Source organism: Streptomyces thermocarboxydus, from assembly GCF_024760485.1.
In the GTDB taxonomy this organism is placed as follows: domain Bacteria; phylum Actinomycetota; class Actinomycetes; order Streptomycetales; family Streptomycetaceae; genus Streptomyces; species Streptomyces cellulosae.
In genome coordinates, this window is sequence record NZ_CP058273.1 from 979,219 (window position 1) to 994,678 (window position 15,460).

The window sequence follows — 15,460 nt, forward strand, 5'->3', positions numbered from 1 at the left end:
GCGGATGTTGGGAAGGGAGCCCGGCTCAGGCCCCGCGCGGGGCGGACCGGGGTCCGCGGACTTCGTCTGCGGGCGGCACCGCGACGCCCGGCACACTGCCGGGCGTATACGCCGGAGGGCCCGCCTCAGGCGGCCGGAGGCGGAAGAACACGTGCGCGCATATGCATGATCGGCACCTTAGGCGGTGGTTCCGGGGGTGGACAACTCCCGTTCGGGGCCGCCGCTCGCGACGGGTTCCCCGGGGGGTTTCGCCGGGGCGGAGGACTGGGCGATGAGGGCGCCGGCGAGGACGACCACGCCTCCGGCGATCTGCGGCGCCGACAGGTGCTCGCCGAGCAGCACCCAGGCGAGGACGGTGGCGATGACCGCCTCCAGACAGGCGACGACACCCGCCACCTGCGGCGAGAGCCGGCGCACCGACAGCACACCGGTGACGTACGCGGCGACCGTGGCGATGAGCACGATCCACCCGAGCAGCAGGAAGGCGGCGACGGGCGTGCCGTCCATCGCGGCGGTGCCGGAGAGCACGGACCAGTCCAAGGACCAGGGCCGCGCGACCACGGTGAGCACGGCGGCGCCGATCAGCAGCCCGTACGCGATGACGCCGAGCGGGTCGGGGGACTCCTCGCTGTCGCTGCCCTGGTCGGACAGGACGAAGTAGCCGACCTGGCAGCATGCGGCGCCGAGCGCGAGGGCGAGCCCGAGGGCGTCGAAGCCCAGCCCCGCCCACACCTCGACGACGCAGGCGAGCCCGCCCACGGCGAGCACCACGCCCACGGCGGCGGCGCGCGTCACCGGCCGCCGCTGCACGAACCGCACCCAGCCGAGGACCAGCGCGGGCGCCAGATACTCGACGAGCAGCGCGACGCCGACGGGGATGCGGGAGAGGGCGGCGAAGTAGCAGGCCTGCACACCGGCCACGGCGAAAAGACCGAACCCGGCGAGCAGCGCGGGACGGCGCCTGAGCAGCCCGCGGTGACGCACGGCGAGCGGCAGCATGACGAGGGCCGCGCCGGCCACCCGCAGCCAGACGACGTGCAGCGGATCCAGCCCGGCCTCGATCAACGGCTTGGCGGCGACACCGGACCCGCCGAAGGCCACGGCGGACACCAGCGCGAGGGTGAGCCCCATGCCCTTGGGGTGAGTCATGAACACCGCCACATGATGCCACCCGAAGACAGCACCGTCACCCCTGAAGACACCTGACGGGAAACCCCCCTCCAGGGGCGCGGGGAACTGCGCGAAGGGGGTCCGGGGGCGAAGCCCCCGAGGGACGGGACGGGAAGGGGCGGAGGAGGCGAGACCCCCAGACCTCACCCCCTAACCCGCCGCACTCTCCTCCAGCCGCCCCACCAACTCCCCCGGCTCCACCCCGACCCACCGCACCACCTCAACGGCCCGCGCCCGCGGATCGGACACCAGCGCGGCGAGCAAATCGGTCCCCCGGACGCGGACGCCACCACCACCCCGCCGAACAGCCCGCTCCCGCGCCCGCGCCACACACACCGCCGCCAGCGGCGAGAACCCCGTCGCCCCCTCCACGACCGGCAGTCCGTCCGAGTCCTCGACGCTCCCCTGCCACCGCAGCCCGTACCCGATGCTCCGCTGCACCAGATACCCGAACAGCCGCGCCACCGTTGCCGCCTCGCCGAACGCGGCCCGCACCTCGGGGTCGGACTCCAGCAGGGAGTGCAGCAGATGGGCGGTGTCGATGTGCCGGTCGCCGCCCCTCACCACCCTGCGCCGGGCCCCGGCCACGACCTCCGCCAGTTCCGCGCCGAGCCCGGCGTCGTCGTCCGCGCCGCGGGCGGCCTGCGCCTGTGGCCACTGGGCCTGCTGCCGGGGGATACGGGATCGCACATCCCTCACCCCATCAGCCCCGGGAGCCCGGCGCATCGGCGCCGGGACGCATCTTGGCGTCCCGCAGGAAGTGGACACCGCGTGGCGAAATCTCCTCCTTGGGAACGAGATCAGGGCACGCACGCCCGAGGGGCGCACGCCACACGGCGCACGCCCCTCAGCCTCCATGGACCTCCGACGTCGGAGTCAGTGCTCGTCCGCGAGAATCAGGTACAGCTTCTTGCGGGCCTCGTTGATGACCGCGAGGGCCTTCTCCCGCTGCTCCTTGCTCCCCGTCTTCCAGACCTGCCCGAAGGCTTCCATCAGGCCGAACCCGGCCTGCCGGATCTCGCTCAGCGCCTCCCAGTCGACCCCGCGCGAGGCCTCCTCCCAGGGCGCCTCGGGGCCGTCCTCGGCGGCCGTGCGGCCGGCCTCGGTGAGGGAGAACAGCTTCTTGCCGCCCTCGGACTCACTGACGATGAGGCCCTCGTCCTCCAGCAGCTGGAGGGTGGGGTAGACCGAGCCGGGGCTGGGCTTCCACGCCCCGCCGCTGCGCTCGGCGATCTCCTGGATCATCTCGTAGCCGTGCATCGGGCGGTCCTTCAGCAGCGCCAGGATCGACGCGCGGACGTCACCGCGCCGCGCCCTCCCCCTGGGTCCGCCGCGCCCCCGGCCTCCCCAGGGGCCGCCGTGACCGAAGCCGGGACCCCAGGGACCGCCGGGCCCTCCCGGACCACCGGGCCCGAAGGGACCGAAGGCCGCACGCAGACGCTCGAAGTCGCCCCGACCGCCGCCACGCGGGCCGCCGTGCCCATGACCGTGTCCGTGCTCATGACCGTAGCCACGCATCGCAACCACTCCATTCCATCGTTGATCTATTGCGATGCCTCAACGATATATCGGAACCGATCGTACGACAAGGCCCTTCTGTAGACCCCGTACGCCGAGCGCTCGCCGCCCCGGCCTCCCAACCGCCCCCGAAAACAGGCCGCTTCCCGCGAATTGGCCCGATCCCCCACCCTCGTCCGCCCTCTACCGTCAGGGCATGCGGATCCGAATCGTCGACGCCTTCACCGACCGCCCCTTCTCCGGCAACCCTGCCGGAGTGATGCTGCTCGACGCTTTCCCGGAGGACTCCTGGCTGCAGAACGTCGCTCTTGAGGTCAACCACGCCGAGACGGCCTTCGCCCACCCGCTGCCCGAGGGCGGCGAGGCGGACTGGGCGCTGCGCTGGTTCACGCCCGTCACCGAGGTGGCCATGTGCGGTCACGCCACGCTCGCCGCCGCGCACGTCCTGCACGCCACGGGCGCCCACAAGGGACCGGTGCGGTTCGCCACCCGCAGCGGCGTGCTGGTCGCCGACATCGCCGAGGACGGCACCGTCACCCTGGACTTCCCGACCGCGCCGCTCACGGCCGTCGAGGTGCCCGAGGGCGTCGTGGAAGCGCTCGGCGCGTCCGTCCTGGCGGCGTTCGACACCGGGCCGAACGTCGGCGACCTGCTGGTCGAACTGGCCGACGAGGACACCGTGCGCGCTCTGCGCCCTGACCACAAGGCCCTGATGACGTACTCGGAGCGCGGCGTCATCGCCACCGCCCGCGCCGAGGACCCCGCGTCCGGCTACGACTTCGTCTCGCGCTGCTTCTTCCCGAACGTCGGCATCGACGAGGACGCGGTCACCGGCAGCGCGCACACCGCACTGGCCCCGTACTGGTCGCAGCGGATCGGCCGCGCCGCCCTCACCGGGCTGCAGGCCTCACCCCGCTCCGGGCTCGTCCGCACCGAGGTGCGCGGGGACCGCACCCTGCTGGGCGGCAGGGCGGTGACGGTCGTCGAGGGCGAGCTGCTGGTCTGAGCCCGGATACGCAGAAGGGGGCGTACAGCACGGTGTACGCCCCCTTCGCCCGATCTCACGCCGTCGGCAGCCAGCCGACCTTCCCCGCGAGCAGCGCGTACCCGACGAACGCGCCGACGTCGAGCAGCGTGTGCGCGGCCACCAGCGGCCCGACGCGCCCCCAGCGGCGGTACAGGTGGACGAAGACCACGCCCATGACCATGTTGCCGACGAAGCCGCCGATGCCCTGGTAGAGGTGGTACGACCCGCGCAGCACCGCGCTGCCCGCCATCGAGGCGGTGGGCGACCAGCCGAGCTGGTCGAGCCGGCGCAGCAGATAGCCGACCACGATCACCTCTTCGAGGATCGAGTTCTGCGCGGCCGACAGGATCAGCACGGGGTACTTCCACCACACCTCGGGCAACGCCTCCGGCACCACGGTGAGGTTGAAGCCCAGGGCGCGGACGGCCAGGTAGAAGGCGATGCCGCTGCTGCCGATGACCGCGGCGATCGCGGCGCCGCGGCCGAGGTCGGACCAGGGGCGGGTGCGGTCGAAACCGAGGGCGCGCAGTCCGGAGCCCTCGCGCAGCAGCAGGTGGGCGACCAGGGCCACCGGCACCAGCGCGGTGGCGATGCCGAACAGCTGCCAGGCGAGGTCCAGCCAGGGGCGTCCCGGCGCGGCCGAGGCGTTGAGGGTGGCCGCCTGGCCCTTCAGTCCGCCCGGCCTGGTGACCGAGCCGATGAAGCTGATGAGCGCCGACACCCCGCTCGCGCCGAGGGACAGCGCGAGGACGAGCAGCGTCTCGTCGCGCAGCGTCCTCCGCGAGAGGGTCCGCTCCGGATACGCATCGGCCCCCGGGCCCGCCGCCTCCGCCTGCACACCTGCCTCCACATCACCGATCGGTCCGATCAGTATGAAGGCAGTACCTGTGCGGCGGGCCGGGGGCCCGGGGCGCCGGTCCGTCCCTCCTCCGTCCTGGTCAGGCCGTCGTCGGCACCGGTTCGGGCAGTCCGACCGGCCAGGCGTGCACGGGCTCGCCCTGCTTGGTCAGGTCGCGGTAGCGGCGGGTGGTGGCCGCCAGCGCCTCCTCCCGGCCGAGTCCCGCGTCCAGCGCCCGGTGGAAGGTCGCGGCCTGCCAGGACGCGCCGTTCACCCGGCGCCGGCAGCGCTCCTCGATCACGCCGAGGTAGCGGTCCCGGTCGGCGGGCTCGATCCCCCACGCGTCCAGTCCGGCCTCGGCGAGCGGCAGCAGCTCCTCCCGTACGAGGGTGACCGCGTCCACCTCGACCAGGCCGCCGCCGAGGCGTCCGCGCCGGGGCCAGGTGAAGCGGGCGTCGATGCCGTCCTTGCAGGCGGCGTCGAAGTTGGCGGCGGCGGCCTCGAAGGGCAGCCGGCTCCACACCGGGCGGGCGTCCTCGGCGAGCGCGCGGACCACGCCGTAGTAGAACGCCGCGTTCGCGATCACGTCGGTCACGGTGGGCCCCGCGGGCAGCACGCGGTTCTCCACGCGCAGGTGCGGCACGCCGTCGGCGATGCCGTAGACGGGGCGGTTCCAGCGGTAGACGGTGCCGTTGTGCAGGACGAGTTCGGAGAGCGAGGGGACGCCCCCGCGGTCCAGCACCTCGAGCGGGTCCTCCTCGTCGCAGATGGGCAGCAGGGCGGGGAAGTAGCGCAGGTTCTCCTCGAAGAGGTCGAGCGCCGAGGTCACCCAGCGCTCCCCGAACCAGGTGCGCGGCCGCACCCCTTGCGCCTGCAGCTCGGGCGGGCGGGTGTCGGTGGACTGCTGGAACAGCGGCGGCCGCGACTCGCGCCACAGTTCGCGCCCGAACAGGAACGGCGAGTTGGCGCCGACCGCGATCTGCGCGGCGGCGACGACCTGTGCCGCGTTCCACACGTCGGGGAAGCGTTCCGGCGTGACCTGGAGGTGCAGTTGCACCGAGGTGCAGGCGGCCTCCGGGGCGATCGACTTCGAGGTGCACCTGAGGTGCTCCACGCCTTCGATGTCCAGGGTGAAGTCCTCACCGCGCGCGGCCACGATCTGATCGTTGAGCAGGGCGTAGCGGTCGACGTCGGAGAGGTTGGACGACACGAGGTCGTCGCGGTCGAGCGTCGGCAGGATGCCGATCATCACGATGCCGGCGTCCACCTCCTGGGCCTTGCGGTCGGCGTAGGAGAGCGAGGTGCGCAGTTCCTCGTCCAGCCGGTCGAAAACCCGGCCGCCCAGTCGGTGCGGGGCGATGTTCACTTCGAGATTGAACATCGCGAGTTCCGTCTGGAAGTCCCGGCTCGCGATGCGTTCGAGGACTTGCGCATTCAACATTTTCGGCATGCCGTCGGCGCCCGCGAGATTGAGTTCGATCTCCAGCCCCATGAGGTTCTTGGGGCGGTCGAACCGCTTCTCCGTCAGGAGTCGCTCCAGGCCTGTGAGGCACCTGCGGAGCTTCTCGCGGTAGCGCTGGCGATCGGACAGGTCGAACTGACCCGCCACGACCTTTTCCCCCATCGAAGCGTCCCTCCTCGGATGGCGTACCGAAGATCGGCCGCCGGGGTCCCGGTCCACAAGCAAGGATGCCCCGCGGATGCGATCGATAACGCCCCGGATCCGTGTGGCGCCCGCTACTCTGGTCGAGGTGTCCGTTGGCACATTCACGCGGCAATACGCGGGAACGCGTATCACGGCGCGGTTGCGAACTCATGAAAAACGCCGACCGGAATGGGCCGACCGCTCGACGGTCATTGCCCGAGGTCAGTGCGGTGAGCCCTTCAGGAAATCACCATCTTTCTCGCATATCACCGACCGGAAATACCCTTGCCGGAGCCGCCGGGGAGAGCTAGACGAAACATAGTCTCAACCCGTGTCGTATAAACTCCCTTCACAAGGCAGAACCAGGTTGGCGCCCACGGTCGAGTGATCCAGCCGTGAGACGGCGTGCGGCTCTCCTCACCCCCGTCTCCCGCTCAGACCCTCCGGGCCCCTGCCTCTCTGACCTTCGCGAGCTGACAGCGCCGTCCGCACCGCCACGCCCCGCCCTCGCGCCACTGTGCCTTCGAATGAGAGGCGACCCACCATGCCGCTGCACGTACCCCCGGCTCCCGCGCCCGCACTGCGTTCCGTCCTGACCGCGCTCTCGTCGCCGACCGCCGTGCGCGACGCCCGAACTCCCTCCCTGCTCCGCGCACAAGGGCCCGCCTCGGCCGAACTCCCGCTGCCCGTGCACGTTCTCGACCGGATCACCCCCGACGGCGAGACCTCGACGACGCTCGCCGGATGGCGCTTCCTGATCCGCACCGGCGACCGCGCGGTGGCCGCCGCCGACACCGTGCTCACCGCGGACGGCTGGGCTTTCTCCCGCTTCTTCGAGGGCCCGTACATCACGTCCACCGAACTGGCCCTGCGCCAGGCGGAGACCATGACGCAGCCGTACCAGCCCCGTCTGCTGTCGGTGCCCGGCCTCTACATGCTGGCGCTCTGGCTGCACGGCGACACCGAGGCGGACGGCGCCGCCGGCGTCCCGGCCCCCACCGACCTGCTGGTGCCGCTCGCGCCCGCCCCGCCCGGCATCGCCGCCCACCGGCCGCACCGGGTCACCGATCTGCTCCCCGTGCTCACCCACCGCGTGACGCCCACCCGGCTGCTCGGCTCACCCGCCTGAGCCACCCGCTTCCGCACCCCGTCGCCCCCACCGGGGCGGCGGGGTGCGCGCGTCGGGTGACAGGGCGTACGGATGTGCGGACTAGTCACGTCCGGCCACTGCGAACCATCCGAAAGGACAGTGCAGTTGGGATGAACCGTCCGCGTGGGTGACGCGTCATGAACCTGTGAGGAGCGGTGCCGCGAAATGCCTGCGGATCCTCGTCCGTGGGGCAACACTGGATCCCGACCGACTCATCACCACGGGGGGCGGCCATGAACGACGATTCACGCCGCGCAAGTGACACGACAGCCCACACACAGGTCATCACAGAGCGAAAGAACCCACCCATGTGCCAGCACCAGCCACCGTGCCCCTCAGCCGACTCAGCCGACCGGGAATCCGCCCGTCTCGTGGCGCACCACCCGGAGCAGGGCTGGAGCCTGCTGTGCAACGGTGTCGTGCTCTTCGAGGACACCGGTGAACTCCTGCCCGACGGCAGGATCATCGCCCCGCAGCGGTCCCGGGACGTCACGCTGACGTCCGCCTGAGCACGACCGGGCGGGACGGGGCCGCCCGGCGAATCACAGGGGCCGGACCGTGAGGCGACGCCTGCGCGACCCGGCCCCGCAGCGTGTGCACGGCTCCTCACCCACCGTGGCCCGGCAGTCGGTCACGGTGACGGCCGCCGCGCGAGGCTCGCGGTGTGACCGGTACCGCCTTTCCCCACGCGCCCGCGTTCCGGAAGACTTCTGGAAGTTCGCGGGATCCCGTCTCGGAGGAGGGCACGTGGCAGCACAGGAGGCCGACGCCGGCAGCAGGGTCACGATCACCGAGATCGCCCGGCAGGCCGGGGTCTCCGTGCCGACCGTCTCCCGCGTGGTCAACGGCCGCTCCGACGTCTCCCCGCAGACCCGCGCCCGCGTCGAGGATCTGCTGCGCCGCCACGGCTACCGCCGGCGCCCCGCCTCCTCCCCCACCCGGCCCGCCCTGCTCGACCTGGTCTTCAACCAACTCGGCAGCCCCTGGGCCGTGGAGATCATCCGCGGCGTCGAGGAGGAGGCCCACACCGCCGGTGTGGGCACCGTGGTGTCGGCGATCCACGGGCGTTCCGGCGACGCCCGCGAGTGGGTCCGCGGCCTGCGTGCGCGCGCCTCGGACGGCGTCATCCTCGTCACCTCCGCCCTGTCCTCCCTCCACGAGGAGCTGAGCGTCCTGGGCGTCCCCCTGGTGGTCGTGGACCCGGACGGCTCCCCCGGTCTGGACGTCCCCACCATCGGCGCCGCCAACTGGTCCGGGGGCCTCGCCGCCACCCAGCATCTGCTGTCCCTCGGGCACCGCAGGATCGGTCTGATCGCCGGCCCGCCCCGGCTGCTCTGTTCCCGCGCCCGCCTCGACGGCTACCGCGCCGCGCTGGAGGGAGCGGGCGTCACCCCCGACGAGGCACTCGTCGTGCCCGGCGACTTCCGCCCCGAGGCCGGCTACGCGGGCTGTCACGCCCTGCTCGACCTGCCCGAGCCGCCCACCGCGGTCTTCGCCGCCAGCGACCAGACGGCGCTCGGGGCCGTCGAGGCGCTGCGCGGCCGGGGACTGCGGGTGCCGCAGGACATGAGCGTCGTCGGCTTCGACGACCTCCCGGAGGTGCGCTGGTCGGCCCCGCCGCTCACCACGGTCCGCCAGCCCCTCGCCGACATGGGCGCCCTCGCCGTCCGCACGGTGCTCCGCCTCACCCGCGGCGAACAGCCGGACTCGCCCCGCGTGGAGCTCGGCACCGATCTGGTGGTGCGGGCGAGCACGGCGCCGCCCGCGTCGTAGCCGGTACGCCTCGGGCGGGCGCGGCACCCTATCGTGACCGGCATGCAGTACTACACGATCGGCCAGGCAGCGCGGCTGCTCGGCGTCAGCCCCGACACCGCGCGCCGCTGGGCGGACGCGGGACGCCTCACCACCCGCCGCGACGACGCCGGACGCCGGGTGGTCGACGGCCGCGACCTGGCGGCGTTCTCCGTCGAGCTGGCCAGGTCGGCGACGCCCGAGGAGGACGCCCCGTACACCTCGGCCCGCAACGCGTTCCCCGGCATCGTCACGGCGATCAAGCTCGGCGACGTCGCCGCCCAGGTGGAGATCCAGGCGGGGCCGCACCGCCTGGTCTCCCTGCTGACGCGGGAGGCGGTCGAGGAACTGGGCCTGGAGGTCGGGATGGAGGCCACGGCCCGGGTGAAGTCGACAAACGTTCATATCGACCGGACCTGAGCGCGGTCTTCGTGGGAGCGCACATGCAAGGCTGAGAAGACCGAAGCCTCGCTTGTGCGAAGAGATGGCTGCACAACCCCTCGCAGATGCGTCATGATGTGAGGGCGCGGGGTGAGCGTCCCCCGCGGACGCCCGCCGCTGTCAGGAAGTGCCTTCGCATGATCCGTTCCGCCCGCCTCACCGCCGGCACGGCCGCCCTCGCGCTCCTCACCGCCCTCGGGCTCACCGCCTGTTCCTCGTCGTCCTCCTCGCCGGAGAACGGCACCGTGACCGTGTTCGCCGCCGCCTCGCTGAAGGAGAGCTTCACGGAGCTGGGCGAGCTGTTCGAGAAGGAACACCCGGGCACCGAGGTGACCTTCAACTTCAACGGCAGCGACTCGCTGGCCGCCGGCATCGCGGGCGGCGCCCCCGCCGACGTCTTCGCCGCCGCCAACACGTCCACGATGGCGCGCGTGACGGACGAGAAACTCACGGCGGGCGATCCCGTGACCTTCGCGCGCAACCGCCTGACCATCGCCACCGCCCCCGGCAACCCCCACGGCATCGGCTCGCTGAAGGACCTGACCGCCCCCGGCCTGAAGGTCGTGCTCTGCGACGTGCGGGTGCCGTGCGGTGACGCCGCCCGGAAGGCCCTCGCGGCGGCCGGGGTCGATGTCACCCCCGACTCCTACGAGCAGGACGTGAAGAGCGCCCTGACCAAGGTGCGGCTCAAGGAGGCCGACGCCGCCGTCGTGTACCGCACGGATGTGAGGGCGGCCGGTGACAAGGTGGACGGCGTGGACTTCCCGGAGGCCGCGCAGGCCGTCAACGACTACCCCATCGCCCGGCTCGAGGACGCCCCCAACGCCTCGGCCGCGGACGACTTCGTCGCGCTCGTGACATCGGCGGAGGGGCGGAAGGTGCTCGGGAAGGCCGGTTTCCTCGCGCCGTGACCAGCACCGCCCACGACACCCCGCGCAAGGCCCGTCGCCCTCGCGCCCCCGGCCGCGGCGTCCCGCTCGCCCTCCTCGCGCCCGCACTGCTCGGCCTGGCGTTCCTCCTCGTGCCGCTGCTGGCCCTCGTCGTACGGGCGCCCTGGAGCGACCTGCCCGAGCAGCTGACCAGCCCGGCCGTGTGGGACGCGCTGCGTCTGTCCCTGGTCTGCGCGACCACGGCGACCGCGCTGAGCCTGGTCGTCGGGGTGCCGCTGGCCTGGCTGCTGGCCCGCACCGACTTCCCCGGGCGGAGCCTGGTGCGCGCCCTGGTGACGCTGCCGCTGGTGCTGCCGCCGGTGGTCGGGGGTGTCGCCCTGCTGCTGGCGCTGGGCCGCAACGGCATCGTGGGACAGTGGCTGGACGAGTGGTTCGGGATCACCCTGCCGTTCACCACCGCCGGTGTCGTGCTCGCGGAGACCTTCGTGGCGCTGCCGTTCCTGGTGATCAGCGTCGAGGGCACGCTGCGGGCCGCCGACCCGCGGTTCGAGGAGGCGGCGGCCACCTTGGGCGCGTCCCGGTTCACCGCGTTCCGCCGGGTCACGCTGCCGCTGATCGCCCCGGGCGTCGCGGCGGGCGCCGTGCTGGCCTGGGCCCGCGCGCTCGGTGAGTTCGGCGCGACGATCACCTTCGCCGGGAACTTCCCTGGCCGCACCCAGACCATGCCGCTCGCGGTCTACCTCGCCCTGCAGAACGACCCGGCCGCCGCGATCGCCCTCAGCCTCGTGCTGCTCGCGGTGTCGGTGGCCGTGCTGGCGGGGCTGCGGGACCGCTGGACGAGGGCGGTCTGACCGATGACGGCACACCCCGCACCCCAGGGCCTGGACGCGCACCTCGTCGTCGAGCGCGGGTCCTTCCGCCTCGACGTGGAGCTGACGGCCGCGCCCGGTGACGTGGTCGCCCTGCTCGGCCCGAACGGGGCGGGCAAGACCACCGCCCTGCGGGCCCTCGCCGGGCTCTCACCCCTCACCGGCGGCCATCTGCGCCTCGACGGCACGGACCTCGCCCGCACCCCGCCCGAATCGCGTCCGGTGGGCGTCGTCTTCCAGGACTACCTGCTCTTCCCGCACCTGACCGCCCTCGACAACGTGGCGTTCGGCCCGCACTGCCAGGGCGCCGGCAGGAGCGAGGCGCGCAGACAGGCCGCAGTGTGGCTGGAGCGGATGGGCCTGGCCGAGCATCTGGGCGCCAAGCCCAAGCGGCTCTCGGGCGGTCAGGCCCAGCGCGTGGCGCTCGCCCGCGCCCTGGCCACCGACCCGCGCCTGCTCCTCCTGGACGAGCCTCTCGCCGCCCTCGACGCCCGCACCCGCCTCGAGGTGCGGGCGCAACTGCGCCGCCACCTGGCCGACTTCGAGGCCGTCGCCGTCCTGGTGACGCACGACCCGCTGGACGCGATGGTGCTCGCCGACCGGCTGGTCGTCGTGGAGCACGGCCGGGTCGTGCAGGAGGGCGCACCCGCCGACATCGCCCGCCACCCGCGCACCGAGTACATCGCCCAGCTCGTCGGGCTGAACCTCTACCGCGGGCGGGCGGACGGCCACACCGTACGGCTCGACGCGGGGCCGGAGGTGAGCACCACGGAGGATCTGTCCGGGCCCGCTTTCGTCGCGTTCCCGCCCGGCGCGGTCACCCTGTACCGGGACCGTCCCACCGGCTCCAGCGCGCGCAACCTGTGGTGCTGCGAGGTGGCGGGGCTGGAGAGCCACGGCGACCAGATCCGCGTGGAGCTGACCGGCGAACTGCCCCTGGCCGCCGACCTCACCGCCGTCGCCGTGGCCGAACTGGGGCTGCACCCGGGCGCACCGGTCTGGGCAGCGGTGAAGGCCACGCAGACGCACGCCTACCCGGCCTGAAGCGGCCCGTACGACGCGAAAGGGCCCCGCCCGGGCGAACCGGGCGGGGCCTCTCGCTTCCGCGTGTCTCAGTCCTCGTACGCGTCCAGCGGCGGGCAGGAGCAGACCAGGTTGCGGTCGCCGTAGGCCTGGTCGATGCGGCGCACCGGCGGCCAGTACTTGTCGGCGGCGTTCACCTCGCCCGGGAACGCGGCCTCCTCGCGGGTGTAGGCGTGCTCCCACTCCCCGCCGAGCACGGACGCCGTGTGCGGGGCGTTGCGCAGCGGGTTGTCGTCGGCGGGCCACTCGCCGGAGCCGACCTTCTCGATCTCGGCGCGGATGGCGATCATCGCCTCGCAGAACCGGTCCAGCTCGATGAGGTCCTCGGACTCGGTGGGCTCGATCATCAGCGTGCCGGCCACCGGGAAGGACATCGTCGGCGCATGGAAGCCGTAATCGATGAGGCGCTTGGCCACGTCGTCGACGGTCACGCCGGTCGCCTTGGTGAGCGGGCGCAGGTCGATGATGCACTCGTGCGCGACCAGTCCGCCAGGGCCGGTGTAGAGCACGGGGTAGTGCGGCTCGAGGCGCTTGGCGATGTAGTTGGCGCTGAGCACGGCCACCTGCGTGGCCCGCTTCAGGCCCTCGCCGCCCATGAGGCGGACGTACGCCCAGGAGATGGGCAGGATGCCCGCGGAGCCCCACGGGGCGGCCGAGATGGGACCGACGCCCGTCTCCGGACCGGCCTGCGGCTGCAGCGGGTGGTTCGGCAGGTACGGGGCGAGGTGGGCGCGGACGCCGACCGGGCCGACGCCGGGACCGCCGCCGCCGTGCGGGATGCAGAACGTCTTGTGCAGGTTCAGGTGGGAGACGTCGCCGCCGAAGTGGCCCGGCTTGGCGAGGCCGACCAGGGCGTTGAGGTTGGCGCCGTCGACGTAGACCTGGCCGCCGGCCTCGTGCACCTGGGCGCAGATGTCGGCGACGTGCTCCTCGAAGACGCCGTGCGTCGACGGGTAGGTGATCATCAGCACGGCCAGCTCGTCGCGGTGCTGCTCGATCTTGGCGCGCAGGTCGTCGACGTCGACCTCGCCGTTCTCGGCGGTCTTCACCACGACGACCTTCATGCCGGCCATCACGGCGGACGCGGCGTTGGTGCCGTGCGCGGAGGACGGGATGAGGCAGACGGTGCGCTGCTCGTCGCCGTTGGCGCGGTGGTAGCCGCGGACGGCGAGCAGACCGGCCAGCTCACCCTGGGAACCGGCGTTGGGCTGGAGGGACACCTTGTCGTAACCGGTGACCTCGGCGAGACGTTCCTCCAGCTCGCGGATGAGCGTGAGGTAGCCCCCGGCCTGCTCGGCCGGGACGAACGGGTGCAGCTGGCCGAACTCGGGCCAGGTGACCGGCTCCATCTCGGTGGTCGCGTTGAGCTTCATGGTGCAGGAGCCCAGCGGGATCATGCCGCGGTCCAGCGCGTAGTCGCGGTCGGCGAGGCGGCGCAGGTAGCGCAGCATGGCCGTCTCGGAGCGGTGCTGGTGGAAGACCGGGTGGGTGAGGAAGTCGTCGGTGCGCAGCAGCGCGTCCGGCAGGGCGTCCCCGGCGGAGGCGTCCAGGGCCTCGACGTCGGCCTCGACGCCGAAGGCGCGCCACACGGCGGCGAGCTGGTCGCGGGTGGTGGTCTCGTCGCAGGCGACGGAGACGGTGTCGGCGTCGACGAGGCGCAGGTTGACGCCGTTGTCGCGGGCGGCGGCGACGACCTCGGCGGCCCGGCCCGCGACCCGTACGGTGAGGGTGTCGAAGTACGCGCCGTGGACGACCTCGGCGCCGCCGGCGCGCAGGCCCTCGGCGAGGATCGCGGCGTAGCGGTGGGTGCGGCGGGCGATGGTCCGCAGGCCCTCGGGACCGTGGTAGACGGCGTACATGCCGGCCATGACGGCGAGCAGCACCTGGGCGGTGCAGATGTTGCTGGTGGCCTTCTCGCGGCGGATGTGCTGCTCACGGGTCTGCAGGGCCAGGCGGTAGGCCTTGTTGCCGTCGGCGTCGACGGAGACGCCGACGAGGCGGCCGGGCAGGCTGCGGGCCATCTTGTCCTGGACGGCCATGTAACCGGCGTGCGGGCCGCCGAAGCCCATGGGGACGCCGAAGCGCTGCGTGGTGCCCACCGCGATGTCCGCGCCCAGCTCGCCGGGGGACTTCAGCAGGGTGAGGGCGAGCAGGTCGGCGGCGACGGTGACGAGCGCGCCGCGCTCGTGCGCCTGGTCGATCACCGGCTTGACGTCCCGGACGGCGCCGGACGCGCCCGGGTACTGGATCAGGACGCCGTTGATCTCACGGCCGTCGAGCTCGGCGGGGATGCCGTCGCTCAGGTCGGCGACGACGACCTCGACGCCGGTCGGCTCGGCGCGGGTCTGGATGACGGCGACGGTCTGCGGCAGGGCGTCCGCGTCGACCAGGAAGAGGCCCTTCTTGTTCTTGCCCATGCGCCGGGACAGCGCCATCGCCTCGGCGGCGGCGGTGCCCTCGTCCAGCAGGGAGGCGCCGGACGTGGGCAGGCCGGTGAGGTCGGCGACCATCGTCTGGAAGTTCAGCAGCGCCTCGAGCCGGCCCTGCGAGATCTCCGGCTGGTACGGCGTGTAGGCCGTGTACCAGGCGGGGTTCTCCATGACGTTGCGCAGGATGACCGGCGGCGTGAAGGTGCCGTAGTAGCCCAGGCCGATCATGGAGCCGAGGACCTGGTTGCGGCCTGCGAGGCCGCGCAGCTCGGCGAGCACGTCGGCCTCGCTGCGGGCGCCGGGCAGGTCCAGGGCGTCGGCGTTCTTGATGACGTCGGGCACGGCGGCGGCGGTCAGCTCGTCGAGCGAGCCGTAGCCCACCTGGGCCAGCATCTTCGCCCGGGCCTCGTGGTCGGGGCCGATGTGGCGCTGCTCGAACGGGATTCCCTGTTCGAGCTCGGAGAGCGGGGTGCGGGGGGCAGTCATTGAGGAGGCCTCCTGGTCCGACGACCTTCGAGGGGCACCACGGCGCAGGTGCCCGGACGGCCTCCCCCTCTGTCATCTCAACCTGAGAGCTTCACCGGAACGCCGCTGGCGGTCCGGTTTTCA

The 15,460-nt window shown here is 72.7% G+C and carries 14 protein-coding genes; 8 read left to right on the forward strand and 6 right to left on the reverse strand.

Features of this window, described 5'->3' with window-relative positions; all coding sequences use genetic code 11:
• Positions 1–177: 177 nt before the first annotated feature.
• The 3 genes from AY578_RS04615 to AY578_RS04625 form a co-directional block, all read right to left on the reverse strand.
• Complete coding sequence (locus AY578_RS04615) at positions 178–1,149, reverse strand: EamA family transporter (RefSeq protein WP_136239687.1); 972 nt, start codon at positions 1,147–1,149, stop codon at positions 178–180.
• Positions 1,150–1,320: 171 nt separating this feature from the next.
• Entirely contained in the window at positions 1,321–1,860 is a 540-nt protein-coding gene (locus tag AY578_RS04620; RefSeq protein ID WP_258902088.1) for a peptidase, read from the reverse strand.
• Between the two features lie 186 nt (positions 1,861–2,046).
• Complete coding sequence (locus AY578_RS04625) at positions 2,047–2,688, reverse strand: PadR family transcriptional regulator (RefSeq protein ID WP_114873214.1); 642 nt, start codon at positions 2,686–2,688, stop codon at positions 2,047–2,049.
• 196 nt (positions 2,689–2,884) lie between these two features.
• Between AY578_RS04625 and AY578_RS04630 the strand changes: the two genes are divergently transcribed.
• On the forward strand, positions 2,885–3,694 hold the full coding sequence (locus tag AY578_RS04630) for a PhzF family protein (protein WP_019526113.1): 810 nt from the start codon (positions 2,885–2,887) through the stop codon (positions 3,692–3,694).
• A gap of 55 nt (positions 3,695–3,749) precedes the next feature.
• Here the strand turns inward: AY578_RS04630 and AY578_RS04635 are convergent, their stop codons facing one another.
• Together AY578_RS04635 and AY578_RS04640 are read right to left on the reverse strand one after the other, a co-directional pair.
• Positions 3,750–4,553, reverse strand: a complete 804-nt coding sequence (locus AY578_RS04635) for a CPBP family intramembrane glutamic endopeptidase (RefSeq protein ID WP_019526114.1) — start codon at positions 4,551–4,553, stop codon at positions 3,750–3,752.
• A gap of 100 nt (positions 4,554–4,653) precedes the next feature.
• Positions 4,654–6,177, reverse strand: a complete 1,524-nt coding sequence (locus tag AY578_RS04640) for a glutamate-cysteine ligase family protein (protein WP_019526115.1) — start codon at positions 6,175–6,177, stop codon at positions 4,654–4,656.
• Positions 6,178–6,742: 565 nt separating this feature from the next.
• Here AY578_RS04640 and AY578_RS04645 point away from each other — a divergent pair.
• The 7 genes from AY578_RS04645 to AY578_RS04675 all read left to right on the forward strand — a co-directional run bounded on the left by AY578_RS04645 (position 6,743) and on the right by AY578_RS04675 (position 12,383).
• A complete protein-coding gene (locus tag AY578_RS04645; protein ID WP_019526116.1) occupies positions 6,743–7,327 on the forward strand; it encodes a hypothetical protein in 585 nt (194 codons plus the stop codon).
• Between the two features lie 329 nt (positions 7,328–7,656).
• Entirely contained in the window at positions 7,657–7,857 is a 201-nt protein-coding gene (locus tag AY578_RS04650) for a DUF5999 family protein (RefSeq protein ID WP_026244008.1), read from the forward strand.
• Positions 7,858–8,095: 238 nt separating this feature from the next.
• Positions 8,096–9,121 (forward strand): LacI family DNA-binding transcriptional regulator, encoded by a 1,026-nt coding sequence (locus AY578_RS04655; RefSeq protein WP_019526118.1) that lies wholly within the window; start codon positions 8,096–8,098, stop codon positions 9,119–9,121.
• A gap of 42 nt (positions 9,122–9,163) precedes the next feature.
• Entirely contained in the window at positions 9,164–9,559 is a 396-nt protein-coding gene (locus tag AY578_RS04660) for a TOBE domain-containing protein (RefSeq protein WP_020700179.1), read from the forward strand.
• Positions 9,560–9,717: 158 nt separating this feature from the next.
• Positions 9,718–10,491: a molybdate ABC transporter substrate-binding protein gene (gene modA / locus AY578_RS04665; RefSeq protein ID WP_019526120.1), complete on the forward strand. Its 774-nt coding sequence runs from the start codon at positions 9,718–9,720 to the stop codon at positions 10,489–10,491.
• The gene (locus AY578_RS04670; RefSeq protein ID WP_136239692.1) at positions 10,488–11,321 is read left to right on the forward strand and encodes an ABC transporter permease; all 834 of its coding nucleotides are present in this window, start codon (positions 10,488–10,490) and stop codon (positions 11,319–11,321) included. Before modA ends, AY578_RS04670 begins: the two co-directional genes overlap by 4 nt.
• Positions 11,322–11,324: 3 nt before the next feature.
• Positions 11,325–12,383: an ABC transporter ATP-binding protein gene (locus AY578_RS04675; protein WP_136239693.1), complete on the forward strand. Its 1,059-nt coding sequence runs from the start codon at positions 11,325–11,327 to the stop codon at positions 12,381–12,383.
• A gap of 68 nt (positions 12,384–12,451) precedes the next feature.
• On the opposite strand, the gene gcvP is transcribed toward AY578_RS04675, so the two are convergent.
• Positions 12,452–15,337, reverse strand: a complete 2,886-nt coding sequence (gcvP, locus tag AY578_RS04680) for an aminomethyl-transferring glycine dehydrogenase (RefSeq protein WP_136239694.1) — start codon at positions 15,335–15,337, stop codon at positions 12,452–12,454.
• Between the last annotated feature and the right edge of the window lie 123 nt (positions 15,338–15,460).

Bases quoted from the DNA above. Each gene is read 5' to 3' on its own strand.
- AY578_RS04660 (WP_020700179.1), top strand. From the start codon at position 9,164: ATGCAGTACTACACGATCGGCCAGGCAGCGCGGCTGCTCGGCGTCAGC.
- AY578_RS04625 (WP_114873214.1), bottom strand. From the start codon at position 2,688: ATGCGTGGCTACGGTCATGAGCACGGACACGGTCATGGGCACGGCGGC.
- AY578_RS04645 (WP_019526116.1), top strand. From the start codon at position 6,743: ATGCCGCTGCACGTACCCCCGGCTCCCGCGCCCGCACTGCGTTCCGTC.
- AY578_RS04650 (WP_026244008.1), top strand. From the start codon at position 7,657: ATGTGCCAGCACCAGCCACCGTGCCCCTCAGCCGACTCAGCCGACCGG.
- AY578_RS04640 (WP_019526115.1), bottom strand. From the start codon at position 6,177: ATGGGGGAAAAGGTCGTGGCGGGTCAGTTCGACCTGTCCGATCGCCAG.
- gcvP (WP_136239694.1), bottom strand. From the start codon at position 15,337: ATGACTGCCCCCCGCACCCCGCTCTCCGAGCTCGAACAGGGAATCCCG.
- AY578_RS04630 (WP_019526113.1), top strand. From the start codon at position 2,885: ATGCGGATCCGAATCGTCGACGCCTTCACCGACCGCCCCTTCTCCGGC.
- AY578_RS04615 (WP_136239687.1), bottom strand. From the start codon at position 1,149: ATGACTCACCCCAAGGGCATGGGGCTCACCCTCGCGCTGGTGTCCGCC.
- modA (WP_019526120.1), top strand. From the start codon at position 9,718: ATGATCCGTTCCGCCCGCCTCACCGCCGGCACGGCCGCCCTCGCGCTC.
- AY578_RS04675 (WP_136239693.1), top strand. From the start codon at position 11,325: ATGACGGCACACCCCGCACCCCAGGGCCTGGACGCGCACCTCGTCGTC.